Raw genomic sequence first — 20,672 nt, 5'->3', positions numbered from 1 at the left:
CCTGGCTCCTGATGGTCGCCGAGCACAAGACGCCGGGTGATCCACAAGTGACCGACTGGGGCGCCCTGGTGGCCGCCGTCGCCCGCCACCACGCGGAGATCTTCGGCGTGCCCGTCTACGAGGGCCCGCACGACCGAGCCGCCGCCCTGCTCCAGCTCCTGCTGCACCTGCCCGCCCTCGAACGCTCCAACGCGCTCTTCGCCTCGTCGGTCGCCTACGCCTACCTCGTCGCCAGCGGCGTGAAGGTCGTGACCTCGCCCGAGCAGGTGCGGGACCTGGCCCGGCTGATCAAGGAGGACGGGGCGAGCGTGCACGACATAGCGCGTGAGCTGCGGCAGTGGAGCCTGTGACCCGGTGGGTCCTGTGAGTCGGTGACCGGGGCGCGGTGTGGCGTCGGGCGGAGAGTGCGAGACATCGCGTGGCGCGCGGCCGATGAGTTGTGGGCCGTCCTGCGGTCAGGATGACGTAACCGGTCGCGACCACCAGGAGGCCCCCGCCATGCCCGCCACCATCCAGCCGATGCTGATCACCCCCGACCTGGACCGCCTCGTCGCCTTCTACACGGGACTCCTCGGCGCCGAGGAGACGGAACGCGTCCCGGACGAGGGGGCCGTCTTCTTCCTGAACCTGCGGGTCAGGGACTCCGACCTCGGCATCGTCGCCGACAAGAGCGTCAACCTGGACGCCCCGCAGCGCTCGCTCCTGAGCGTCACCGTGGACGACGTCGATGACCTCCTCGCCCGCGTCGAAGCCCTCGGTGGCACGGTGCTCGGCCCCGCCAACGACATGCCGTGGGGCCAGCGGGTCGCCCACATCCAGGACCCCGACGGCAACGCGGTGAACCTCGCGCAGCCGATCTGACGGCGCCGTTCAGCCCGTCGCCTCGTCCTCCGCGGGGCGGCGCGCGGAGCCGAGGACGCAGTACGACGTGGGGAACTTCGGGCCGCGCGCGGGCACCACGACCGCGCGGTACGTCCCCACCTCGAACCCGGCCGCGCGCAGCGCGCCGACCGTGTCCCGGCTGACGTGGCAGCCGCCGAACAGGCGCGGCCACACCGTGCGGTCGAGGACGCGCTGCGCCGTCGCCATCGCGCCGCCCGGAGCCCGGCCGTGCTCGAAGAACCTCAGCTCACCGCCCGGCCGCAGCACCCGGCGCAGCTCGCCGAGGGCCCTCGGCACGTCCCGCACGCTGCACAGGACCAGCGACGCGACGGCGAAGTCGAACGCCTCGCTCTTGACCGGCAGGGCCTCCGCGGCGCCCGGCACCACGTCCACGGGGACGTCCGCGCGCAGCGCCGCCGACACGGCCAGGCGGCGCAGGACGCTCTCCGGTTCGATCGCGACCACCTCGGCGACGGTGCTCGGGTAGTGCGCGAAGTTCAGGCCGTTGCCCGCGCCCACCTCGATGACGCGGCCCTCGACGCCCCGCAGGAGTTCCTCGCGGTGCGGGGCGATGGCCGGTTCGGCGGAGACGCTGAGGCGGGCGTAGAAGCGGGCGAAGAGGGGGTGGTGGACCGCGTCGCGCGGGGCGGGGCGGGCGGAGGGCGGGGGCATGGTGCCTCCTCGGGTGGGTGGGGGTTTCTTCCCCAAACCCGCCCCTTCCCGAAACTGGGGCCCGCGCCCCAGGCCCCCGGGCTGGACCTCCGCCTCAGGCGCCCGGCCTCGGACCTCCGTGCACCGGCGCCGGGGTCGGCGTCGATCGCGCTTCGCGCTCGTCCTCAAGCGCCGGACGGGCTGGATCAGCACGGTCCGGCTGTCGTGTGCGGGGTCGGGTCGGTACGCCCCGGGTGGGACGGACCCGACCCGGGTAGGGCGGACCCGACCCCGCACCCGGCTCACGCCTCGGACAGAGTCCCCGGCCCCGCCCAGCTTCCGCCCAACCCCGGAGCCAGCCAACCCCCGGCCGCCGCGCGGAACTCCGGGCCCGGCAGGGCGCCCGCGCCCTCGGGGATCGAGCCGAGGAGGGGCGCCCCCGCCGCGTCGGCCAGTTCGGCCAGGTTGCAGCGGGAGGCGAGGTCGGGGGCGGTGGGCCAGCTGCCGATGACGATGCCCTCGGGGGTGAGGCCCCGGGCGTGCAGGGCCTCGGTGGTGAGTGTGGCCATGTTGAGGGTGCCGAGGCCCGCGGTGGCCACGACGAGGACGGGGGCGGCGAGGAGCCGGGCCGCGTCCGCGAGGGTCGTGCCCGCCTCGTCGAAGCGGACGAGCAGACCCCCGGCCCCCTCGATCAGGACCAGGTCGTGCGAGGCCGCCAGCTTCTCCGCCGCCTCGGCCACCTGGGCGGGCGAGACCGTCGGCAGCCCCGCCCTGCGCGCGGCCGTCGAGGGCGCGAGGGGCTCGGGGAAGCGTGCCAGCTCCACCGGGGTCACCCGGTCGCCCGCGAGCCGCAGCACCTCGTCGACGTCGCCCGGGTCCCCGGGGCCGACGCCGGTCTGGGCCGGCTTGAGGACGGCGACGCTGCGCCCGGCCGCGAGGGCCACCGCGGCGACGGCCGCCGTCGTCACCGTCTTGCCGATCTCCGTGCCCGTACCGGACACCACGAGCACGCTCACGCCGAGACCTCCCCGCTCGCCTGTGCCGCCGCGCACACCGCGCGACCGATCTGTGCCACGTCCGCGTCACCCGTGACGAACGGCGGCATCGTGTAGATGAGGTCGCGGAACGGCCGCACCCACACGCCCTCCCGCACCACCGCGCTCGTCGCCGCCTCCATGTCGACCTGGTGGTCGAGCTGCACGACACCGAGCGCGCCGAGGACCCGTACATCACGGACGAAGGGCAGCTCGGCAGCCGGGGCGAGCGCGGCCCGCAGGCCCGTCTCGACGCGCTTGACGTCCGTCTGCCAGTCCTTGCCGAGCAGCAGGTCGATGGAGGCGTTGGCGACCGCCGCGGCGAGCGGGTTGCCCATGAACGTCGGCCCGTGCGCGAGCACCGGCACTTCGCCCCGCGCGATGCCCGAGGCGACCCGCTCGGTGCACAGCGTCGCCGCCATCGTCAGATAGCCGCCGGTCAGGGACTTGCCGAGGCACATCACATCGGGCGTGACACCCGCGTGGTCCGCCGCGAACAGCGCGCCCGTGCGGCCGAAGCCCGTCGCGATCTCGTCGAAGACGAGCAGCACGTCGTGCGCGTCGCACGCCTCGCGCAGCGCGCGCAGATAGCGGGGGGAGTGGAAGCGCATGCCGCCCGCGCCCTGCACCACCGGCTCGACGATGACGCCCGCGAGTTCGTGGGCGTGCTGTCCGATCACGTCGTGCAGATGCTGCGCGTACGCCTCGTCGTAGGTGTCGAAGCCCGCCGGGGGCTGGTCCGCGAACACCTGCTGGGGGAGCACGCCCTGCCAGAGGCTGTGCATGCCGCCGTCGGGGTCGCACACGGCCATGGGCTGCCAGGTGTCGCCGTGGTAGCCGCCGCGCCAGGTCAGCATCCGGCGCTTCTCGGGCCGCCCGAGGGAACGCCAGTGCTGGAGGCACATCTTGACCGCGACCTCGACGGACACCGAACCGGAGTCGGAGAGGAAGACATGCTCCAGGCCGTCCGGCGTGAGGTCGACAAGTCGCTTCGCGAGCCGGACGGCGGGCTCGTGCGTGAGCCCGCCGAACATCACGTGGCTCATGCTGTCCAGCTGCTCGCGCACCGCGTCGTTCAGGACGGGGTGGTTGTAGCCGTGGATGGCCGACCACCACGACGACATGCCGTCGACCAGCTCGCCGACGCCCGCGACGCGCAGCCGCACGCCGTGCGCGGACTCCACGACCAGCGGGTCCTGGCGGCCGGGCATCGGGCCGTAGGGGTGCCAGACGTGCGCGCGGTCGAGGTCGAGGATCTCCTTGACGTCCAGGCCGGACGCCGAGTGTGCGTCAGGCATTGGGCGCCACGTCCGTTCCGGCGCCACGGCGGCGTACCGCCACCAGGTCCGTGCGCGGCCCCGGCGTCGCGGGCGCCTCGGCCTGCGCGGCGGGCGCCGTGGCCTCGGCGGGAGTCTCGTCGGCGGTGTCCTGCGAGCCGCAGACCGAGCCGCAGCCACCGCCCCTGCGGTGCTCCGGCAGCGTCACCTGGTCCGTGGTCTCCACCTCGAACCCGGCGTCCGCGATCATCTCCAGGTCGGCCTTGCCGGCCTGGCCCTCGCTGGTCAGGTAGTCGCCGAGGAAGATCGAGTTGGCGAGGTGCAGGGCGAGCGGCTGGAGCGTGCGCAGGTGCAGCTCACGGCCGCCCGCGATGCGGACCTCGATGTCCGGGCAGACGAACCGGACCATGGCGAGGATGCGCAGGCAGCGCTGCGGGGTGAGGTTCCACTCCTTGGCGAGCGGGGTGCCCTCGAAGGGGATCAGGAAGTTCACCGGCACGGAGTCCGCGTCCAGCTCGCGCAGCGCGAAGACGACGTCGACCAGGTCCTTGTCGGTCTCGCCCATGCCCGAGATCAGGCCCGAGCAGGCGGAGAGCCCGGCCGCGTGCGCCTTCTGCACGGTGTCGACACGGTCGGCGTAGGTGTGCGTCTTGGTGATGTCGCCGTACGTCGCCTCGGACGTATTGAGGTTGTGGTTGTAGGCGTCGGCGCCCGCGCCGCGCAGGCGCTCCGCCTGGCCGTCGGAGAGCAGGCCGAGGCAGGCACAGACCTCGACGCCCTCGTTCTGCTCCTTGATCGTCTTGATGGTGTCGGAGACCCGGTCGACGTCCCGGTCCGTGGGCCCGCGGCCGCTCGCCACCAGGCAGACCCGCTTGGCGCCGCCGGCGAGCCCGGCCGCCGCGGCCTTGGAGGCCTCGTCCGGCTTCAGCCAGGTGTATTTGAGGATCCCGGTCTCCGCGCCGAGCCGCTGCGAGCAGTACGAGCAGTCCTCCGGGCACAGGCCCGACTTGAGGTTGACCAGATAGTTGAGTTTCACCCGTCGGCCGAACCAGTGGCGCCGCACCTTTCCGGCCGCCGCCACCACGTCGAGCAGGTCCTCGTCGGAGGTCGCGAGCACCGCGAGCGCCTCTTCACGGCTCGGCAGTTCCCGCCGAAGCCCCTTGTCCACCAGCGTGTTGAGCAGATCCATGGCGCCGATCCTGACGCACGCCGGAGTTTCTGACCATGGAGATTCCGTACAACAGAAGCATCAGGAGGTGTGGGTATTGCCACACCATGGCCCGGTGGTGCGGCCGCTAGGGTCTGTGCACTGTCTACAAACACCCCGGTCCGTACGTCCCGTCTGCGCACGGCACGTACGTCGACCCGTGACGCCCCGGAGGTCCCATGGCTGGCTCGCCGTTCGACTGGATCGACGAGCAGGCGCGGCTGCGTGCACAGGCGGGCCTGGTGCGCACGCTGCGTCCGCGCCCGGCCGAATCCGATCTGCTCGATCTCGCCGGAAACGACTACCTGGGACTGACCCGGCACCCGGAGGTCACCGCCGCGGCCGCGGCCGCTGCCCGGCGCTGGGGTGCGGGCGCCACGGGCTCCCGCCTGGTGACCGGCACCACCGAGCTGCACGCCGAACTGGAACGTGAGCTGGCCGACTTCTGCGGCTTCGAGGCGGCCCTCGTGCTGTCCTCCGGTTACGCGGCGAACCTCGCCGCCGTCACCGCGCTCGCCCCGCACGGCTCGCTGATCGTCTCCGACGCGGGCAACCACGCCTCCCTGATCGACGGCTGCCGCCTCGCCCGCGGCACGACCCAGGTGGTGCCGCACACCGACCCGGCCGCGGTGCGCAAGGCGCTCGGCACGCACGAGGGGCCCGCGGTCGTGGTGACCGACTCGGTGTTCTCCGTCGACGGGGACGCGGCGCCGCTGTCCGAGCTCGCCGCCGTCTGCCGCGAGGCCGGGGCGGGCCTGGTCGTCGACGACGCGCACGGGCTCGGGGTGCTCGGGGACGGCGGCCGTGGCGCGCCGCACGCGGCCGGGCTCGCGGGGTCCGCCGACACCGTGGTCACGGTCACTCTGTCGAAGTCGCTCGGCAGCCAGGGCGGGGCCGTGCTCGGCCCGGCCAAGGTCATCGCCCACCTGGTCAACGCGGCCCGGACCCTCATCTTCGACACCGGGCTCGCCCCGGCCGCCGCCGGTTCGGCGCTCGCCGCCCTGCGCCTGCTGCGCCGCGAGCCGGAACGGGCCGTCCGCGCGCGGGCGGTGGCCACGACGCTGCACGAACTCCTGACCGAGGAAGGGCTTTCGGCGGTACGTCCCGACGCCGCCGTCGTCTCCGTGCGCGCGCCGTCGCCGGAAGCAGCGGTGCGCTGGGCGGCCGACTGCCGCCGCGAGGGTCTGGCCGTCGGCTGTTTCCGCCCGCCGTCGGTTCCCGACGGCGTCTCACGGTTGCGGCTGACCGCACGTGCCGACCTGAGCGACGCACAGGTCGCCGAAGCCGTCGCCACGATCAGCCGCACCGCACCCTGACTCCTGAGATCTGGCACCTGAGACCTGGGTCCAGGGTCCGGCGCTCTCACCCGGGCTTCACCGAAGGGCGTCGATGAAGTCCTCCCAGGCGGCAGGGGAGAAGAGCACGGCTGGACCCGCCGTGTCCTTCGAGTCGCGCACGGCGAACAGACCGGCGAGCGGTCCGGAGCCGAGCGGCGCTGTTTCCACGCAGTTGTTCATTCCATTGCTGCGGCTGCTGCGCCGCCACCGCGCGTCCCTGAGAGACGTGCTGGAGGGAACGGACCGAGGCAGTGCAGTCATGGTGCCTCCTTACGCGCCGTCACCTAACCCGGCGATGAAATCCATTGAATCCTGAACGGAAAGCGCCTGTCCCTGAAGAGAGTTGAAGGCGTCGGTATACGCCTGAAGGTCTTCTTTCCGTTCGAGGTAGAGGCTACTCGTCAAGTGGTCGAGAACAACCACATCCAGATCAGAAATGTTCGGAAAGGAGAGAATAACGAAAGATCCGATGAGTCCGATGTGCTCGCCGGAGACGAACGGCAGCACCTGGATGCGTACTTGAGGAAGGCGCGCCGCCTCCAGGAGCCGCCGCAACTGCCCGGCGAGGACCTCGGGACCGCCGATCTGACGCCGGAGCACCGCCTCGTCGAGGATCACGCTGAGCCGCAGCGGCGGCTCGCTGCGCAGCACGTCCTGCCGCGCGAGACGCACCTGCACCAGGGCCCGCACCTGCTCCTCGGGCAGCCCGCCGAGCGCGGCACGTGTCACCGCGCGGGCGTAGTCCGGCGTCTGCAGCAGACCGGGGACCACGGTGGTCTCCAGGGTGCGCACCCGGCAGGCCTGTGACTCCAGACTGATGAAGTCGCGGTACGCCGGGGGCAGCAGACCGCGGTAGGCGTGCCACCAGTGGTGCCGCCCGTTCTCGTCCTCCCCGCCCGCGAGCACGACCAACAGCTCGCGCAACTGCGGATCGTCGACCTCGTACGCCTCCAGGAGCAGTCGCACGTCCGAGGCGCGCACCCCGGAGCGCCCGGTCTCGATCCGGCTCACCTTCGACTGGTGCCAGCCGACCCGGGCGGCCGCCTCGCCGCTGGTGAGTCCGGCCTGCCCGCGCAGCGCGCGCAACTCCGCGCCGAGCTTGCGGCGCCGCACCGCGGGACCGTACTGCATGTCCGTCTCCTTCCGGACGTCCGCGCCAACCGTACGGGACAGCGGGAGACTGTAGAGGAAGCGCCAGTGTTGCGCCCAAATACGGTCTGCCGTCGCAGAGTTCACCGCTTCGAGCGACAGATATATGCACATCTCGGTGGATCGCCGCGCGTCACCGGCCCAGGAGTGGCACTCTGGCGCGAAGCACCAGTTCCGGGACTGTCCTCGAGTTCTTCCGCCACGAGTCGGAGTCCGGTCCCGGTGGGAAAGGGACAGTGTCGCCATGGCAGACCTCCAGGAAGCATCAGTCACTCTGCCGAGCGATCCTGTCTCGGTCGCAGCCGCCCGCAGGTATGTGGCGGACACCTTGTCGGAGTGGGGCCTTCCGGCCGACGCCGATGTCGCCGACACGGTGCGGCTCATCGTCTCCGAACTCGCCACGAACGCCGTCCAGCACACCCTCGGCCAGTCCCCGACCTTCACCGTGGACGTGCAGCTCGACCGCGACGAGCAGCTGCGCATCGGCGTCACGGACAGCCACCCGCGCTTCCCCCGGCGCCTGCCCGCCGCCGTGCAGCAGGACAACGGCCGCGGCATGGTCATCATCCGCTGGCTCACCGCCGAGTGCGGCGGCAGACTCTCGGTCTGTCCGACGGCGGAGGGCGGCAAGACGGTCTGGATCACCCTGCCGTGGTCGGTGCCGGTCCAGAGTTGACGCCCCGCGGTACGCGGCGTGCGGGCCCGCGGGCACCACAGGCGCGCGGGGCCGTCGGCGGCCGGGGCACGCGGTGCCTCAGGTGGCCGAGCGGCCGAACGTCCCCCGCAGCAGCGCGCGGAACGTGTCCGCGGCCGGGCTCGACTCGCCGGTGCGGTGGCCGACCCAGATGGTGCGCCTGAGGTCACCCGGCTCCAACGGCCGGACGCCGACCGGCGTCGCCGCCGTGCGGGCCACCATCTCTGGGACCACCGCGGCGCCGAGACCCGCGCTGACCATCGCGCACACCAGCGCGTAGTCCGGCGTCTGGACGAGCACGGCGGGCGCCGCCCCCGCCCGCGCGAGCGCCGCCTCCACGCCCTGCCGCGGCGGATGCGCCGGCGCCATGCTGATCAGGGGCTGGCCGGAGAGCTCGGCGAGCGGCAGCCGCCCGGTGCCCGCCGTGAGCGCGTGCCCCGGCGCCGTCACCAGCACCAATTCCTCGACGAGGACCGGCTCCAGGGTCACGGACGCGGGCGGCGCGGGCAGCTCGGCGGGTTCGTACGTGTGCGTCAGCGCCACATCGGCGTCGCCCGCCGCCACCGCGGCCACGCCCAGCGGCGGCTCGTAGCCGGTGACCGTCAGCTCGACGTCCGGATGCGCCCGGCGGAACGCCGTCAGGGCGGGCGGCAGCAGATGGATGCCCGCCGTCGTGAACGTGGCGACCCGCAGGCGCCCGCCCGACAGGCCCACGAGCTGCGCCAGCTCGTGCCGGGCCAGCTCCATCTCGTCCAGGACACGGCGGGCGCGCGCCAGGAGCAGCTCGCCCGCGCCGGTGAGCCGCGCGCCCCGGTGGTGCCGCACGAGCAGCGCCGCCCCCGCCTCCCGCTCCAGCTTGGCGAGCTGCTGGGAGAGCGCGGGCACCGTATAGCCGAGCCGTTCGGCGGCGCGGGTGATGGAACCGGCTTCGGAGACCGCCACGAGCGCCGCGAGCCGCGTCGGGTCGTACATGCCGTGCCTCTTCCTGTGGCCGTGGCCCGCCGTCCTGCCGCGGTACCCGGACGCCGTCGCCCCGCCTTCCGGGACCGCCGCCGGATCCTACCGGCAGCCCAGCCTAAACAGATGCTTAAGGAAGACGCAGAAGATCTCAAATACCTGCTGAAGGCTCACCCGCGGCAGAGTGGCCGTCATGGACGCTCAACTGGTCGCCTTCACCGGCGTCGCCGCAGGCATGGTCGCCATGCCCGGCGCCGACTTCACCGTCGTCGTACGCAACGCGCTCGCCTCCCGCCGCGCCGGAGTGCTGTGCGCGCTCGGCATCGCGGCGGGACTCCTGGTGCACACGGCGCTCGCCGTCGCCGGGGTCGCGGCCGTACTCGCGGCCGTGCCCGCGCTGTTCCGCGCGCTGCAGCTGGTGGGCGGCGGTTATGTGCTGTACCTGGGGGTGCGGGCGCTGCGGGCGGCGCTGCGGTGGGAGGGGCGGCCGGGTGCGGGGGAGAGGCAGGACAGGGAGGCGGCTGCGGGGGAGGAGGGTGTGCGGGCGGTGGCCGGTGGGCGCGGCGGTGGTCTGCGCGAGGGCTTCCTCACCAACGCCCTCAACCCCAAGGCGTCCCTGACGTTCCTGAGCGTGCTGCCTCAGTTCGTGCCCGCGGGGAGCCCCGCGATGCCGCGCACACTGCTGCTCGCCACGATCGTCGTGGCCTTCGCGCTCCTGTGGTTCCCGGCCGTCGCGCTGCTGGTGGACCGGGTCGGCCGTCGGCTGCGCGAGCCCCGCGTCGCCAGGGCGATCGAGGGCGGCACCGGGGTGGTGCTCACGGCGCTGGGCCTGGCGCTCCTCGTGGAGCCGTTGTTCACGTAGCCCCATCGGACGGGCCGTCGCTCTGTTGCTGCCGTCGCGCGACCGTCCACGGGAGCAGCGCCCACAGGCCACCGGACACCAGCAGCGTGGCCCCGGCGGCGCAGAAGGCGCCGGTGCGGCTCGCCGCCACGTCCACGACGAGCAGGACCGAACCGGTGAGCGCCAGGGCGAGGACGGCGAGTCCGGCCCCGGCGAGCCGCGACGACACCTTGACGACGAGCGGCTTCGCGCCGCGCCCGAACAGCCCCCGGTGCAGTGCGGCGGGTGCGGTGAACAGAGCGGCCGCGAGGACGGCGAGCAGCAGCGTGGTCACGTACGTGGCGCGCTGGAGGGTGTCGAGCGAGGGGAAGCGGGGGGTGAAGGCGAGTGTGAGCAGGAAGGCGAAGAGGAGCTGCACGCCGGTCTGAGTGACCCTCAGTTCCTGGAGCAGCTCGAAGAAGTTGCGGTCGGCGCGTTCCAGCGGGGTCTCGTCGCGGCCTCGGCTGGCGTCGTGCGCGGCGGTGCCCGCTGACCGGGGGCCGTCGGTGGGGACGTTTTCGGACATGCACTACGAGTATCCCGGGCCGCCGCGAAGCACTCCTCGCGTCGGCCCGGTCACGCCCGGACGGCGGTGCCTGCCCGAAGGCGCCGTCGTCCGGGCACTCAGGTCAGCGGACTCGGCCGTACCAGACGCTGTTCGTCCAGATCTTCTCGAGGCGTACCACCGTGCCCCGCTTCGGGGCGTGCCAGATCTTGTTCTTGCCGGCGTAGATGCCGACGTGGTAGACGTTCCGGCCGGAGTGGAAGAACACCAGGTCGCCGCGGGTGCGGTTGCCCTTGGAGACATGGCGGGTCTTGTTGTACTGCTGCGCGGCGGTTCGCGGCAGCTTCTTGCCCACGCGCTTGTACGAGTAGAGCGTGAGGCCCGAGCAGTCGAACCGGCGCGGCCCCACGGCTCCGTAGCCGTACGGGGAGCCCTTCTTGGAAGCCGCGATCTTGAGCGCCTTCGTCCCGTGTGTGGCGGCCTCGGCCTCGGAGACCAGACCGGGTGCCACGATGGTGCCGCCCACGGCGGCGAGCGTGAGTGCCGATGCGGTACCGGCCCTCGTCAGCAGCGACGGAACACGATTCAGCGCAGTCATGCGCAACCCTTCGTCAGCCGCCTGTGAAGGATGACCTGTCGGGTTCGGGCAGGCGAAGATGCCCGGTCGCGTCGCGACTTCACCCCAAGGGCCGGCCGGTCTCCCGGACGGTCCGCCTTGCTGGGTCCTCCACTCCTGCCGATGCACAGATGTCGACCGGGCATCCGGGTGGCGGCAGGACTCGGCGTCCACCCGGACCGCCCCGCCGCCTGTGGCGGGGGCTTGTCGTCGGAAGGGATCTTCACCCGAGAGTGGCCAAAAAACCGAGCCGAATCGGCTGTATGTGAGGCTCCTCACGACTGACCCGTTCGGGTGGACAGAGCCGGAAAGGGACCTGGATCACAGTCGGAGACGATTGCCCGAACAGCACTGGAACGTCCGGTTCCGGCTGCCGCGTAAGGGAGTTGTGCAACTCCAGGGGCACACGCGTGCGAGTGTTTCCTACGCTGAAAGAGCTACCACCTCTGGTCGCACCCCGGTCTGGACCGGAAGTGGCGCGACACCCGTCCGCGCGGCCCGCACCCTCAACGTGCGGACGGCGCGGACGCGCTGAGGCCGTGGCGCTCCGACGGGCGTCCGGTGCGACGGCGCACCTCGGGTGCGCGGACGCGAAGGAGAGGGTGCGGCGCGGCGCGGGGCGGTGGGGGACCGGCAGGCTCGGCCTCGACGGCCCCCGTCAACTCGTAGCAGAAACGCTTGGCCGACTCGCCGTTTATAGGTGCCTATAGGTGCGCTGTTCATGGGGGCGCTGTTCAAAGGGGCGCTTCATCGGTGCGCTTCATCGGTGCGCTCACCCCACCCCCCGGGGCTGATCGGTCATCCACCCGTCGGTGGCGCCTCCTCGCCGACCGCGGGCGGCGGCACGGTCACACGCGCGGCACGTCGCTCGCCGTCCAGCGTGCGCAACGCCCGGGCCAGCGTCGTCGTGTGGACCTCCGCCTCGCCCCGCTGGTGCATCAGCGTCAGGGCGTCCCGCAGCTCCGTCGCCCTGCTGACGAGGGCTTGTGCGGCGCGCAGGCCGCCGTACGTGTGCTCCGCGCGCGCCGGATTGATGCGGCCGACGAGGTCCACGACCGCGAGATAGGCGTCGATCAGCTCGCCCTCGGCGCGGGTCAAGGCGGGCAGCGGCGGCAGTTCGGGCAGCACCCGGGCCTCACTCGGCGGTCGTGGTCGTGGCCCCGCGGTTCGGTACGACCCGGTCCACCAGGCCGAACTCCACCGCGGCCGCGGCGTCCAGGACGGTGTCGCGCTCGATGGCCGCCGCGATCCGCTCGGCGTCCTGCCCCGTGTGGCGCCCGAGCATCTCCTCCAGGAGTGCGCGGGTGCGCCGCAGTTCCTCGGCCTGGATGACGAGGTCGGTCGGCTGGCCCCGCAGCGCCTCGGCCAGCGCGGGCTGCTGGAGCAGCACCCGGGCGCCGGGCAGGATCGACCGCTTCCCCGGCGTGCCCGCGGCGAGCAGCACGGCGGCGGCGGACGCGGCCTGGCCGAGGCACACGGTCTCCACGTCGCAGGTCGTGAACCGAAGGGTGTCGTAGATCGCCGTGGCCGCGCTGAACGAGCCGCCGGGCGAGTTGATGTACAGCGAGATGTCCCGGTCGGGCGCGAGGTACTCCAGGTGCAGCAGCTGCGCCATGACGTCGTTCGCGGAGACGTCGTCGACGGGGGTGCCGAGGAAGACGATGCGCTCCTCCAGGAGCTTGGAGTACGGATCCAGCGTGCGCAGGCCCGAGCTGGTGCGCTCGGTGAACTCCGGCAGGACATGACGGGCGAACGGCTGCTGCATGGGCGTGCCTCCCGATTGCATGGGCGTGCCTCCGGATCTGTACGGCATGCGTGCGGACGCAGGGGCATGCGTGCAGGCGCCGCCGCTGCGCGACGGCCTCTGTAAAAAATGTACAGGACGTACATGACGTTATGATGGGGGCATGGCCTACGAGATTCCGGTGACGCAAGCCCGCGCAGAGCTGGCCGACCTGATCAACCGCGTTGTCTACGGCAGCGAACGCGTGGTCGTCACGCGTCACGGCAAGCCGCTCGTGGCCCTTGTCTCCGCCGATGACCTGCGTCGACTCGATGAGCTCGATGAACTCGAAGAGGCCGAGGCGGTCGGCGCCGCCGCCGGGGAGACGGTGATCAGCTCCGTCTCCTCCCTCGGCTCGTCGGCGTCCGGCGCGGGCGGCGAACGGCAGCGCTTCGGCATCGCGGCGGAGCACCGCGGACCGAACGTGACGTAGTCCCGCGGGTGCCGGGGGCGTCACGCCGAGCAGGGGCTGGCGTCACGCACTCGAAAGGCGCGTACATCCATCAGGCATGACAAAGGCCGTGTACCCCCGTCCACTACGGCGGGGGCACACGGCTGTCCGGTGGGGCGCGGCGTCAGCCGACCGGGGCGGGCTCGCGCACCCGGGGCGACGCCGTCACCGGGGGAGCGCTCCGGCCGCGCCGGGCCCCGACGAGCACGGCCCCGAGGCCCAGGGCCGCCCAGACGGCGAGGGTGATCGCGGGGCCCGTGGCCGCCGCCCCGTCGAAGAAGGCGGTCGAGCGCAGCAGCGAGCCGCCCGCTCCCGGCGGGAGCAACTGGCCGATCAGGCCGACCGGTTCGGGCAGCAGGTGCGGCGCAGACGTCACCCCGGAGAAGGGATTGCCGAGCAGCACCATCAGGAGCGCGCCCACGCCGATGCCCGCAGGGCCGAGCAGCGCCGCGAGACCGGCCACGGTCGCGGCCACGGCGAGCGCCGACAGGCCGAGCACCCCGGCCTCCGCCCACCAGTTGCCCGTCAGGATGCCGAGCCAGCTGTCGGCGAGCGCGGCGGCGACGAGACCGACGAGTGCCGTGGCCAGGACCAGGGTCCCCGCCGCGCGCAGTCCGCGCAGCCCCCGCAGCGTCACCAGCGAGCCCGCCGCGACCCCCGCGATGGCGAGCGGCAGCACGCTCGACCCCAGGGCCGCCCCGCGCGGATCGGACGCCGGGGCGGGCACCACGTCCACCGTCGTGACCCGGGCGCCGTCCGGGGCGCCCGCCGCCACCGCCTGCTGGAGGAGTTGGGCGACGACGGGGCTCGCGGCCGAGGCCGTCAGGAGCTTGGGCTCCTCGCCGGTGGCGACGACCGCGCCGTACACGGTCCGGTCCTCGATGGCGGCGCGGGCCGCCGCCTCGTCCGCGTACCGATGGATCTCGAACGCGCCGTCCCGTTGCTGAAGTTGCTTCTGCAGCGGGGCGGTCGCCTGGGTGGGACCCGCCACGCCGAGCGGTAGATCGCGCGGGGCGTTCCTTGCGGCGGGCCAGGCGAAGGCCCACAGGGCAAGGGTCACGATGAAGGGAACCAGCAGGGCGACCGTCAGCATGCGGCGGGCCTGCGGGGGCGCGGCAGGGGACGGCGTGGGCATGGGGTTCTCCAGGGCGAATGAGGCGAGCGGGGGCGTGAAGGCGCTGGCGTTGCCGGCGAGCCGACGACATCTAAAAAGAATGATCGTTCGTTTTGCTGTGTCTCCACTGTGGGTCCGGGCGTGGTCGGTTGTCAAGAAGGAATGTTCGTTTTACTTTGAGGTCATGGCCCGCGTATCCCAGGAACACCTCGACGCCCGTCGCCGCCAGATCCTCGACGGTGCCGCGCTCTGCTTCGCCCGCAACGGCTTCCACGCCACGTCGATGCAGGACGTGCTGAAGGAGGTGGGCCTGTCGGCGGGTGCCGTCTACCGCTACTTCAGCGGCAAGGACGAGCTGATCCACGCCATCGTCTCCGAGGTGCTGCGGGAGATCCGGGGCGTTTTCGAGTCCGCGGCCCGCCAGACGCCGCCCCCGCCGCCGGACGTCCTGGTCGGCCGCGCACTCGGCCAGGTGCTCGACCTCAAGCCGGGCCTCGTCGAGCACGACCGGCCGTACTTCCCGCGGCTCCTCGTGCAGGTCTGGACGGAGACGCTGCGCGACGAAGAGCTGCGCGCCCTCATTCAGGACGGGTACGACGCGGTGCGGGCGGCCTGGATCCGGATCGTCGAGGGCTATCAGGCCGCGGGCATGATGCGCGCCGACGTGCCCGCGGACCGCGTCGCGCGGACGATGATCGCCATGGCGCAGGGATTCGCCGCCCAGGTCGCCCTGTTCGACGGGGTGCCGGTGGACGCGCTGGCCGACGGTGTGCGTGGCCTGATGAGTATGGGTGAACCCAGCTGACGGTCATGGCCGGGTCAAGGGCTGGTTAACCTCGCTGAAACTCCGTCCAACTAGCCTGCCGTGCCACGCCACCTGGGGATCTCGTACGTCAAGGTGTACCTCGGCGCGCCATTCGCTGCGCGTTACATCTTTCCCGTCGCGGTGGCCGCGGCAGCCGGACCCCGCACGGTTCGGAGCAAGGACGATGAGGTGGGGACGTGCGACTGACACCGCACGAGCAGGAGAGACTGCTCATCCATGTGGCTGCCGACGTGGCCGAGAAGCGCCGGGCGCGCGGCCTCAGGCTCAACCATCCCGAGGCGATCGCGCTCATCACGTCGCACATCCTCGAAGGCGCCCGCGACGGCCGCAGCGTCGCCGATCTGATGACCTCGGGCCGCACGGTGCTGACGCGCGACGACGTCATGGAGGGCATCCCCGAGATGATCCACGACGTGCAGGTCGAGGCGACGTTCCCGGACGGCACGAAGCTCGTCACCGTCCACGACCCGATCGTCTGACGGGGGTACGGGACGTATGCAATCCGCAGACAGCACAGGCGCGGGCGGCGGCGTGGACACCGGCCTGGTCCCCGGCGAGATCCTCTTCGCGGACGGTCCCGTCGCCTTCAACGAGGGCCGCCCCACCACCCGCATGACCGTCCTCAACGCCGCCGACCGCCCCGTGCAGGTCGGCTCCCACTACCACTTCGCCGAGGCCAACCCCGGCCTGGAGTTCGACCGTTCCGCCGCGCACGGCCTGCGGCTGAACATCGCCGCGGGCACCGCCGTGCGCTTCGAGCCGGGCATCCCCGTCGAGGTCACGCTGGTCCCCCTCGCGGGCGCCCGCGTCGTGCCCGGGCTGCGCGGCGAGACCGGAGGTGCTCTCGATGGCTGAGCTGTCCCGCGCCGCGTACGCCGACCTGTTCGGCCCGACGACCGGCGACCGGATCCGGCTCGCCGACACCGGGCTGCTCGTGGAGATCGAGGAGGACCGCTCCGGCGGCCCCGGACGCTCCGGCGACGAGGCGGTGTTCGGCGGCGGCAAGGTCATCCGCGAGTCGATGGGCCAGTCCCGCACGACCCGCGCCGAAGGCGCCCCCGACACCGTCGTCACCGGCGCCGTGATCATCGACCACTGGGGTGTGGTCAAGGCCGACGTGGGCATCCGCGACGGCCGGATCACCGGCATCGGCAAGGCCGGGAACCCGGACACGATGGACGGCGTGCACCCCGACCTCGTCATCGGCCCGGAGACCGAGATCCTGGCCGGAAACGGCAAGATCCTCACCGCGGGCGGCATCGACACGCACATCCACTTCATCTCGCCGACGATCGTCGACGAGGCCCTGGCCTCCGGCGTCACCACCCTCATCGGCGGCGGCACCGGACCAGCCGAGGGGAGCAAGGCCACCACCATCACCCCCGGCGCCTGGCACCTGGCCCGGATGTTCGCCGCCCTGGAGAACGCCCCGGTCAACATCGGCTTCCTGGGCAAGGGCAACACCACGTCCGCCGAGTCGATGCACGCCCAACTCCGCGCGGGCGCCGTCAGCTTCAAGATCCATGAGGACTGGGGCGCGACCCCTGCGGTGATCGACGCCTGCCTGAACGTGTGCGAGGACACGGGCGCTCAACTCGCCGTCCACACCGACACGCTCAACGAGGCCGGCTTCGTGGACGCCACCTTCGCGGCCGTCGCCGGACGCACGCTGCACGCCTTCCACGTGGAGGGCGCGGGCGGCGGCCACGCCCCGGACATGATCACGGCGGTCTCGCTGCCGAACATGCTCCCCAGCTCGACCAACCCGACCCGCCCGCACACCGTCAACACCGTCGAGGAGCACCTCGACATGCTGATGGTCTGTCACCACCTCAACCCGGCCGTGCCGGAGGACCTGGCCTTCGCCGAGTCCCGCATCCGCCCGACCACGATCGCCGCGGAGGACATCCTCCACGACCTCGGCGCCATCTCCATCATGTCCTCCGACTCCCAGGCCATGGGCCGCGTCGGCGAAGTCGTCCTGCGCACCTGGCAGACGGCCCATGTGATGAAGCGGCGGCGCGGGCCGCTCCCCGGGGACACCCGCGCCGACAACCACCGGGCGCGCCGGTACGTCGCCAAGTACACGATCAACGCGGCGATCGCCCAGGGCATCGAGGGCGAGGTGGGCTCGGTCGAGAGCGGCAAGCTGGCCGACCTGGTGCTGTGGGAACCGGCGTTCTTCGGCGTCAAGCCCGAAGTGGTCCTGAAGGGCGGGCAGATCGCGTACGCGCAGATGGGCGACGCCAACGCCTCGATCCCGACCCCGCAGCCCGTCCTTCCGCGCCCCATGTTCGGCGGCCACGGCAGGGCGCCCGCACGCAACTCCCTGAACTTCGTCACGCGGTCCGCGCTGGACGACGGCCTGCCCGAACGCCTTGCACTCGAGCGGCAGTTCGTTCCGATCGCCTCCACCCGGGGCCGTACGAAGGCCGACATGCGCGAGAACGACGCCCTCCCGCACGTCGAGGTCGCTCCCGACAGCTTCGCCGTACGCATCGACGGCGAACTCGTCGAGCCCGCCCCCGCCGCCGAACTGCCGCTGGCCCAGCGGTACTTCCTCTTCTGAGGGGCGGTGGCCCGACATGTCACGAGCCGCACTGCTCGTCCTGGCCGACGGCCGCTTTCCCGCCGGAGGGCACGCGCACTCCGGCGGGGCCGAGGCCGCCGTCAAGGCGGGGCGGATCACCGGGGCGGCGTCCCTGGAGGACTTCTGCCGGGGCCGCCTTCACACGACCGGCATGGTGTCGGCCGCCCTCGCCGCGGCCGGGGCGCTCGGGGTCGACCCCGTCGCCCTCGACGGGGCGGCGGACGCGCGCACGCCGTCGGCCGCGCTGCGGGTGGCCGCGCGCAGGCTCGGGCGGCAGTTGCTGCGCGCCGCGCGGGTCGCCTGGCCCGCAGTCGAACTCGACGCGCTGGCAAGGGAGTTCCCCAAGGGGGCCCACCAGCCGGTCGTCCTCGGCGTGGCCGCGCGCGCGGCCGGGCTCGGCGCGGAGGACGCCGCGTACTGCTCCGCGTACGAGGCCGTCAGCGGCCCCGCCACCGCCGTCGTACGCCTTCTGAGCCTCGACCCGTTCGACGCGACGGCCGTTCTGGCCCGGCTCGCACCGGAGCTGGACGGCGTGGCCCGCGACGCCGCGGAGGCCGCTCGGCGGGCCGTGGGGGAGGGGGTGGACGTCCTGCCCGCCGCGTCGGCGCCGCTCCTGGAGGTGGGGGCGGAGGGGCATGCGGGGTGGCCGGTGCGGTTGTTCGCGTCGTAGGGCCTTGCCGAGGGCACCGCCGATCGGCCTTCGGTCCCGTCCTCGAACGCCGGACGGGCTGAGAACGACCGGCACCTTCCCCTCACCACACACCGACCGATTTCTTGGAGCGAAGCGACCATGCACCTCGACCACACCCACGACGAGTCCAAGGCGATCAGCGCCGACGCGCACCGCCCCGACGGCACCCGCCGCGCCCTCCGCATCGGCCTCGGCGGCCCGGTCGGCTCGGGCAAGACGGCCACCGTGGCCGCCCTCTGCCAGGCCCTCCGCACCGAACTCTCCCTCGCAGTCGTCACCAACGACATCTACACGCGCGAGGACGCGGAGTTCCTCCTCCGTGAGGCGGTCCTCCCCCCGGAGCGCATCACCGCGGTGGAGACGGGAGCCTGCCCCCACACCGCCATCCGGGACGACATATCCGCGAACCTGGAGGCGGTGGAGGACCTGGAGGACGAGGTGGGCCCGCTGGACCTCATCCTGGTGGAGTCCGGCGGCGACAACCTCACGGCGACCTTCTCGCGCGGCCTGGTGGACGCCCAGATCTTCGTCATCGACGTGGCGGGAGGCGACGACGTCCCGCGCAAGGGCGGCCCCGGCGTCACCACGGCCGACCTCCTGGTGGTGAACAAGACGGACCTGGCCCCGCACGTGGGCTCGGACCTGGCCCGGATGGCCGCCGACGCCAAGGCCCAGCGCGCGGAACTGCCGGTGGTGTTCCAGTCGCTGCGCTCGGAGGAGCATGTGACGGCGGTGGCGCGCTGGGTACGTGAGCAGCACGTGTCGTGGACGGCGGGGGCGGCGGGGACGAAAGAGCCCGTGGGGACGGCGGGGCCTGGGGAGACGGCGCGGCCCGTGGGGACGGCGGCGAAGGCGACGGCACCAGCCCAGTGAGCCTCCCCGCCCCCACCTCCGCCACCGCGGATCGCCCCTCCAGCCCCGCAGGCGTCCACGCCCGAGCCCGCATAGCCGCCCGCGCGGACGCACACGGCCGCACCGCCCTGCCCGTCCTGCACGGCGAGGCCCCCCTCGCCCTGCGCCGCACCCGCGCCACGGGGCCCGCGGCCCACGTCACGCTGGTGGGGGCGATGAGCGGCCCCCTCGGCGGGGACCACCTGGCCGTGGAGGCGGAGGTCGCCGAGGGGGCGAGGCTGAGCGTCGGATCCGCCGCGGCGACGATCGCGCTGCCGGGCCAGGACGGGGCACCGGCGCGGTACGACGTGTCGCTCACCGTCGCCGACGGGGCGGAGCTGCGGTGGCTGCCCGAACAGTTGATCTCGGCGCGCGGCAGCGATCTGCGTGTCACGACGCGGGCCGACGTCGGGGCGGGCGGACGGCTCGTACTGCGCGAGGAACAGGTCCTCGGACGGACCGGCGAGGCCCCGGGGCTGCTGCACAGCAGACTGACGGTGCGCCACGCCGGCCGGACCCTCCTCGACCAGGAGCTGTCGTGCGGGCCGGGTGCCCCGGCGGGCTGGGACGGCCCCGCGGTCCTGGCGGGCCATCGGGCCGTGGGTCAACTCGTCGTCGTACGAACGGAGTTCGAGCACGACTGCCCGAAGTCGGCCATGCTCGGCGACTCCGCCGCGCTGACCCCCCTGGCGGGCCCCGCGGCCCTGGTCACCGCCCTGGCCCCGGACGCCCTGCGCCTGCGCCACATCCTCGACGACGCCCTGCACCGCCTGACGTAGCCCGCCGCGAGGTGGCCGCCCCGTCCGGCCTGCCTGCCCTCGGCGTCCCGGATGTCCTGGGCGCCCCGGATGCCCCGGAATCCGGCGACGGAGGACCGGGTTCCGGGATCGCGTACGCGCCCCCGCGAGGCGCGTCGGCCCGATCCGGCCAATCGGGACGGCGCGCGGGCCCGCGGACCTCGGCCGTCGTGCCAGCCCGCGGCCCCCGCCGCCGTCGGCTGCCGTCCTGCCGCGGACGTCCTGCCAGGCAGTGGCGACGGCGCGGGTGGCGGGAACGGCTCCCGGTGACCCCACGCCCGGCGCCCCGGCGTGGTTCTCTGGCGGAAGCCCGCCCTGGAGTCCCCTCGGAAGGGCCCCA

General features: G+C 73.0%; 25 protein-coding genes and 1 riboswitch. Of the genes, 13 read left to right on the top strand and 12 right to left on the bottom strand.

Annotation, left to right across the window (positions count from 1 at the left end):
• Positions 1-11: 11 nt before the first annotated feature.
• Both ACZ6AA_RS11340 and ACZ6AA_RS11335 read left to right on the top strand, forming a co-directional pair.
• On the top strand, positions 12-350 hold the full coding sequence (locus ACZ6AA_RS11340) for a hypothetical protein (protein WP_063750494.1): 339 nt from the start codon (positions 12-14) through the stop codon (positions 348-350).
• A 148-nt stretch (positions 351-498) separates the two neighbouring features.
• Entirely contained in the window at positions 499-861 is a 363-nt protein-coding gene (locus ACZ6AA_RS11335) for a VOC family protein (RefSeq protein WP_471457523.1), read from the top strand.
• Positions 862-870: 9 nt separating this feature from the next.
• Here ACZ6AA_RS11335 and ACZ6AA_RS11330 read toward each other — a convergent pair whose 3' ends face one another.
• The 4 genes from ACZ6AA_RS11330 to bioB all read right to left on the bottom strand — a co-directional run bounded on the left by ACZ6AA_RS11330 (position 871) and on the right by bioB (position 5,033).
• Entirely contained in the window at positions 871-1,554 is a 684-nt protein-coding gene (locus tag ACZ6AA_RS11330) for a class I SAM-dependent methyltransferase (RefSeq protein ID WP_468459474.1), read from the bottom strand.
• A 281-nt stretch (positions 1,555-1,835) separates the two neighbouring features.
• Positions 1,836-2,549, bottom strand: a complete 714-nt coding sequence (bioD, locus tag ACZ6AA_RS11325) for a dethiobiotin synthase (RefSeq protein ID WP_471457521.1) — start codon at positions 2,547-2,549, stop codon at positions 1,836-1,838.
• Positions 2,546-3,865, bottom strand: coding sequence for an adenosylmethionine--8-amino-7-oxononanoate transaminase (locus ACZ6AA_RS11320; RefSeq protein ID WP_471457519.1), 1,320 nt, complete (start codon positions 3,863-3,865; stop codon positions 2,546-2,548). Before ACZ6AA_RS11320 ends, bioD begins: the two co-directional genes overlap by 4 nt.
• A complete protein-coding gene (bioB, locus tag ACZ6AA_RS11315) occupies positions 3,858-5,033 on the bottom strand; it encodes a biotin synthase BioB (RefSeq protein ID WP_468459468.1) in 1,176 nt (391 codons plus the stop codon). The genes ACZ6AA_RS11320 and bioB overlap by 8 nt, the downstream gene beginning before the upstream one ends.
• 197 nt (positions 5,034-5,230) lie before the next feature.
• Here bioB and ACZ6AA_RS11310 point away from each other — a divergent pair, with 197 nt between their 5' ends.
• On the top strand, positions 5,231-6,367 hold the full coding sequence (locus tag ACZ6AA_RS11310; protein ID WP_468459466.1) for an 8-amino-7-oxononanoate synthase: 1,137 nt from the start codon (positions 5,231-5,233) through the stop codon (positions 6,365-6,367).
• Between the two features lie 57 nt (positions 6,368-6,424).
• Here the strand turns inward: ACZ6AA_RS11310 and ACZ6AA_RS11305 are convergent, their stop codons facing one another.
• Together ACZ6AA_RS11305 and ACZ6AA_RS11300 are read right to left on the bottom strand one after the other, a co-directional pair.
• Positions 6,425-6,649, bottom strand: coding sequence for a DUF397 domain-containing protein (locus ACZ6AA_RS11305; RefSeq protein ID WP_289953863.1), 225 nt, complete (start codon positions 6,647-6,649; stop codon positions 6,425-6,427).
• A 9-nt stretch (positions 6,650-6,658) separates the two neighbouring features.
• Positions 6,659-7,519, bottom strand: a complete 861-nt coding sequence (locus ACZ6AA_RS11300; protein WP_468459464.1) for a helix-turn-helix domain-containing protein — start codon at positions 7,517-7,519, stop codon at positions 6,659-6,661.
• A 262-nt stretch (positions 7,520-7,781) separates the two neighbouring features.
• Between ACZ6AA_RS11300 and ACZ6AA_RS11295 the strand changes: the two genes are divergently transcribed.
• A complete protein-coding gene (locus tag ACZ6AA_RS11295; protein WP_468459462.1) occupies positions 7,782-8,213 on the top strand; it encodes an ATP-binding protein in 432 nt (143 codons plus the stop codon).
• Between the two features lie 78 nt (positions 8,214-8,291).
• Here ACZ6AA_RS11295 and ACZ6AA_RS11290 read toward each other — a convergent pair whose 3' ends face one another.
• Entirely contained in the window at positions 8,292-9,203 is a 912-nt protein-coding gene (locus tag ACZ6AA_RS11290; protein WP_468459460.1) for a LysR family transcriptional regulator, read from the bottom strand.
• Positions 9,204-9,381: 178 nt separating this feature from the next.
• Between ACZ6AA_RS11290 and ACZ6AA_RS11285 the strand changes: the two genes are divergently transcribed.
• The gene (locus ACZ6AA_RS11285; RefSeq protein WP_471457516.1) at positions 9,382-10,050 is read left to right on the top strand and encodes a LysE family translocator; all 669 of its coding nucleotides are present in this window, start codon (positions 9,382-9,384) and stop codon (positions 10,048-10,050) included.
• Here the strand turns inward: ACZ6AA_RS11285 and ACZ6AA_RS11280 are convergent.
• The 4 genes from ACZ6AA_RS11280 to ACZ6AA_RS11265 form a co-directional block, all read right to left on the bottom strand.
• Positions 10,043-10,594, bottom strand: a complete 552-nt coding sequence (locus ACZ6AA_RS11280; protein ID WP_471457514.1) for a DUF6328 family protein — start codon at positions 10,592-10,594, stop codon at positions 10,043-10,045. The genes ACZ6AA_RS11285 and ACZ6AA_RS11280 overlap by 8 nt on opposite strands.
• A 103-nt stretch (positions 10,595-10,697) precedes the next feature.
• A complete protein-coding gene (locus ACZ6AA_RS11275) occupies positions 10,698-11,171 on the bottom strand; it encodes a C40 family peptidase (RefSeq protein WP_468459454.1) in 474 nt (157 codons plus the stop codon).
• Positions 11,172-11,174: 3 nt separating this feature from the next.
• Positions 11,175-11,344: riboswitch (cyclic di-AMP (ydaO/yuaA leader) on the bottom strand.
• A gap of 643 nt (positions 11,345-11,987) precedes the next feature.
• Entirely contained in the window at positions 11,988-12,317 is a 330-nt protein-coding gene (locus ACZ6AA_RS11270) for a hypothetical protein (RefSeq protein ID WP_468459452.1), read from the bottom strand.
• Between the two features lie 7 nt (positions 12,318-12,324).
• Positions 12,325-12,954 (bottom strand): ATP-dependent Clp protease proteolytic subunit, encoded by a 630-nt coding sequence (locus tag ACZ6AA_RS11265; protein WP_468459450.1) that lies wholly within the window; start codon positions 12,952-12,954, stop codon positions 12,325-12,327.
• Positions 12,955-13,096: 142 nt separating this feature from the next.
• Here ACZ6AA_RS11265 and ACZ6AA_RS11260 point away from each other — a divergent pair, with 142 nt between their 5' ends.
• Positions 13,097-13,405 carry a type II toxin-antitoxin system Phd/YefM family antitoxin gene (locus ACZ6AA_RS11260; RefSeq protein ID WP_468459448.1) on the top strand — a complete coding sequence of 103 codons (309 nt, stop codon included), beginning with the start codon at positions 13,097-13,099 and terminating at the stop codon, positions 13,403-13,405.
• A gap of 142 nt (positions 13,406-13,547) precedes the next feature.
• Here the strand turns inward: ACZ6AA_RS11260 and ACZ6AA_RS11255 are convergent, their stop codons facing one another.
• On the bottom strand, positions 13,548-14,558 hold the full coding sequence (locus ACZ6AA_RS11255; RefSeq protein WP_471457511.1) for an ABC transporter permease: 1,011 nt from the start codon (positions 14,556-14,558) through the stop codon (positions 13,548-13,550).
• Between the two features lie 163 nt (positions 14,559-14,721).
• Here ACZ6AA_RS11255 and ACZ6AA_RS11250 point away from each other — a divergent pair, with 163 nt between their 5' ends.
• The 7 genes from ACZ6AA_RS11250 (at position 14,722) to ACZ6AA_RS11220 (ending at position 20,314) form a co-directional block, all read left to right on the top strand.
• A complete protein-coding gene (locus tag ACZ6AA_RS11250; protein WP_468459444.1) occupies positions 14,722-15,342 on the top strand; it encodes a TetR/AcrR family transcriptional regulator in 621 nt (206 codons plus the stop codon).
• A 197-nt stretch (positions 15,343-15,539) separates the two neighbouring features.
• On the top strand, positions 15,540-15,842 hold the full coding sequence (locus ACZ6AA_RS11245) for an urease subunit gamma (RefSeq protein ID WP_087883138.1): 303 nt from the start codon (positions 15,540-15,542) through the stop codon (positions 15,840-15,842).
• 64 nt (positions 15,843-15,906) lie between these two features.
• Positions 15,907-16,218, top strand: coding sequence for an urease subunit beta (locus tag ACZ6AA_RS11240; protein WP_468459678.1), 312 nt, complete (start codon positions 15,907-15,909; stop codon positions 16,216-16,218).
• On the top strand, positions 16,211-17,932 hold the full coding sequence (locus ACZ6AA_RS11235; RefSeq protein WP_468482242.1) for an urease subunit alpha: 1,722 nt from the start codon (positions 16,211-16,213) through the stop codon (positions 17,930-17,932). Before ACZ6AA_RS11240 ends, ACZ6AA_RS11235 begins: the two co-directional genes overlap by 8 nt.
• Positions 17,933-17,948: 16 nt before the next feature.
• The gene (locus ACZ6AA_RS11230; protein ID WP_468482243.1) at positions 17,949-18,623 is read left to right on the top strand and encodes an urease accessory protein UreF; all 675 of its coding nucleotides are present in this window, start codon (positions 17,949-17,951) and stop codon (positions 18,621-18,623) included.
• A gap of 120 nt (positions 18,624-18,743) precedes the next feature.
• Positions 18,744-19,517 (top strand): urease accessory protein UreG, encoded by a 774-nt coding sequence (gene ureG, locus ACZ6AA_RS11225; protein ID WP_471457508.1) that lies wholly within the window; start codon positions 18,744-18,746, stop codon positions 19,515-19,517.
• The gene (locus tag ACZ6AA_RS11220; RefSeq protein ID WP_471457506.1) at positions 19,514-20,314 is read left to right on the top strand and encodes an urease accessory protein UreD; all 801 of its coding nucleotides are present in this window, start codon (positions 19,514-19,516) and stop codon (positions 20,312-20,314) included. Before ureG ends, ACZ6AA_RS11220 begins: the two co-directional genes overlap by 4 nt.
• Positions 20,315-20,672: the final 358 nt, after the last annotated feature.

Source organism: Streptomyces sp. NPDC040610 (genome assembly GCF_055594065.1).
The sequence above is the reverse complement of the archived record's forward strand: the minus strand, read 5'-3'. Positions and strand labels throughout refer to the sequence as shown.

What these genes read in the sequence shown, in the direction of transcription:
- ACZ6AA_RS11330 (WP_468459474.1), bottom strand. Translation starts at nt 1,554, where the DNA reads ATGCCCCCGCCCTCCGCCCGCCCCGCCCCGCGCGACGCGGTCCACCAC.
- ACZ6AA_RS11300 (WP_468459464.1), bottom strand. Translation starts at nt 7,519, where the DNA reads ATGCAGTACGGTCCCGCGGTGCGGCGCCGCAAGCTCGGCGCGGAGTTG.
- ACZ6AA_RS11305 (WP_289953863.1), bottom strand. Translation starts at nt 6,649, where the DNA reads ATGACTGCACTGCCTCGGTCCGTTCCCTCCAGCACGTCTCTCAGGGAC.
- ACZ6AA_RS11320 (WP_471457519.1), bottom strand. Translation starts at nt 3,865, where the DNA reads ATGCCTGACGCACACTCGGCGTCCGGCCTGGACGTCAAGGAGATCCTC.
- ACZ6AA_RS11265 (WP_468459450.1), bottom strand. Translation starts at nt 12,954, where the DNA reads ATGCAGCAGCCGTTCGCCCGTCATGTCCTGCCGGAGTTCACCGAGCGC.
- ACZ6AA_RS11340 (WP_063750494.1), top strand. Translation starts at nt 12, where the DNA reads ATGGTCGCCGAGCACAAGACGCCGGGTGATCCACAAGTGACCGACTGG.
- ACZ6AA_RS11310 (WP_468459466.1), top strand. Translation starts at nt 5,231, where the DNA reads ATGGCTGGCTCGCCGTTCGACTGGATCGACGAGCAGGCGCGGCTGCGT.
- ACZ6AA_RS11295 (WP_468459462.1), top strand. Translation starts at nt 7,782, where the DNA reads ATGGCAGACCTCCAGGAAGCATCAGTCACTCTGCCGAGCGATCCTGTC.
- bioB (WP_468459468.1), bottom strand. Translation starts at nt 5,033, where the DNA reads ATGGATCTGCTCAACACGCTGGTGGACAAGGGGCTTCGGCGGGAACTG.
- ACZ6AA_RS11280 (WP_471457514.1), bottom strand. Translation starts at nt 10,594, where the DNA reads ATGTCCGAAAACGTCCCCACCGACGGCCCCCGGTCAGCGGGCACCGCC.
- ACZ6AA_RS11275 (WP_468459454.1), bottom strand. Translation starts at nt 11,171, where the DNA reads ATGACTGCGCTGAATCGTGTTCCGTCGCTGCTGACGAGGGCCGGTACC.
- ACZ6AA_RS11290 (WP_468459460.1), bottom strand. Translation starts at nt 9,203, where the DNA reads ATGTACGACCCGACGCGGCTCGCGGCGCTCGTGGCGGTCTCCGAAGCC.
- ureG (WP_471457508.1), top strand. Translation starts at nt 18,744, where the DNA reads ATGCACCTCGACCACACCCACGACGAGTCCAAGGCGATCAGCGCCGAC.
- ACZ6AA_RS11260 (WP_468459448.1), top strand. Translation starts at nt 13,097, where the DNA reads ATGGCCTACGAGATTCCGGTGACGCAAGCCCGCGCAGAGCTGGCCGAC.
- ACZ6AA_RS11285 (WP_471457516.1), top strand. Translation starts at nt 9,382, where the DNA reads ATGGACGCTCAACTGGTCGCCTTCACCGGCGTCGCCGCAGGCATGGTC.
- ACZ6AA_RS11235 (WP_468482242.1), top strand. Translation starts at nt 16,211, where the DNA reads ATGGCTGAGCTGTCCCGCGCCGCGTACGCCGACCTGTTCGGCCCGACG.
- ACZ6AA_RS11250 (WP_468459444.1), top strand. Translation starts at nt 14,722, where the DNA reads ATGGCCCGCGTATCCCAGGAACACCTCGACGCCCGTCGCCGCCAGATC.
- ACZ6AA_RS11255 (WP_471457511.1), bottom strand. Translation starts at nt 14,558, where the DNA reads ATGCCCACGCCGTCCCCTGCCGCGCCCCCGCAGGCCCGCCGCATGCTG.
- ACZ6AA_RS11230 (WP_468482243.1), top strand. Translation starts at nt 17,949, where the DNA reads ATGTCACGAGCCGCACTGCTCGTCCTGGCCGACGGCCGCTTTCCCGCC.
- ACZ6AA_RS11335 (WP_471457523.1), top strand. Translation starts at nt 499, where the DNA reads ATGCCCGCCACCATCCAGCCGATGCTGATCACCCCCGACCTGGACCGC.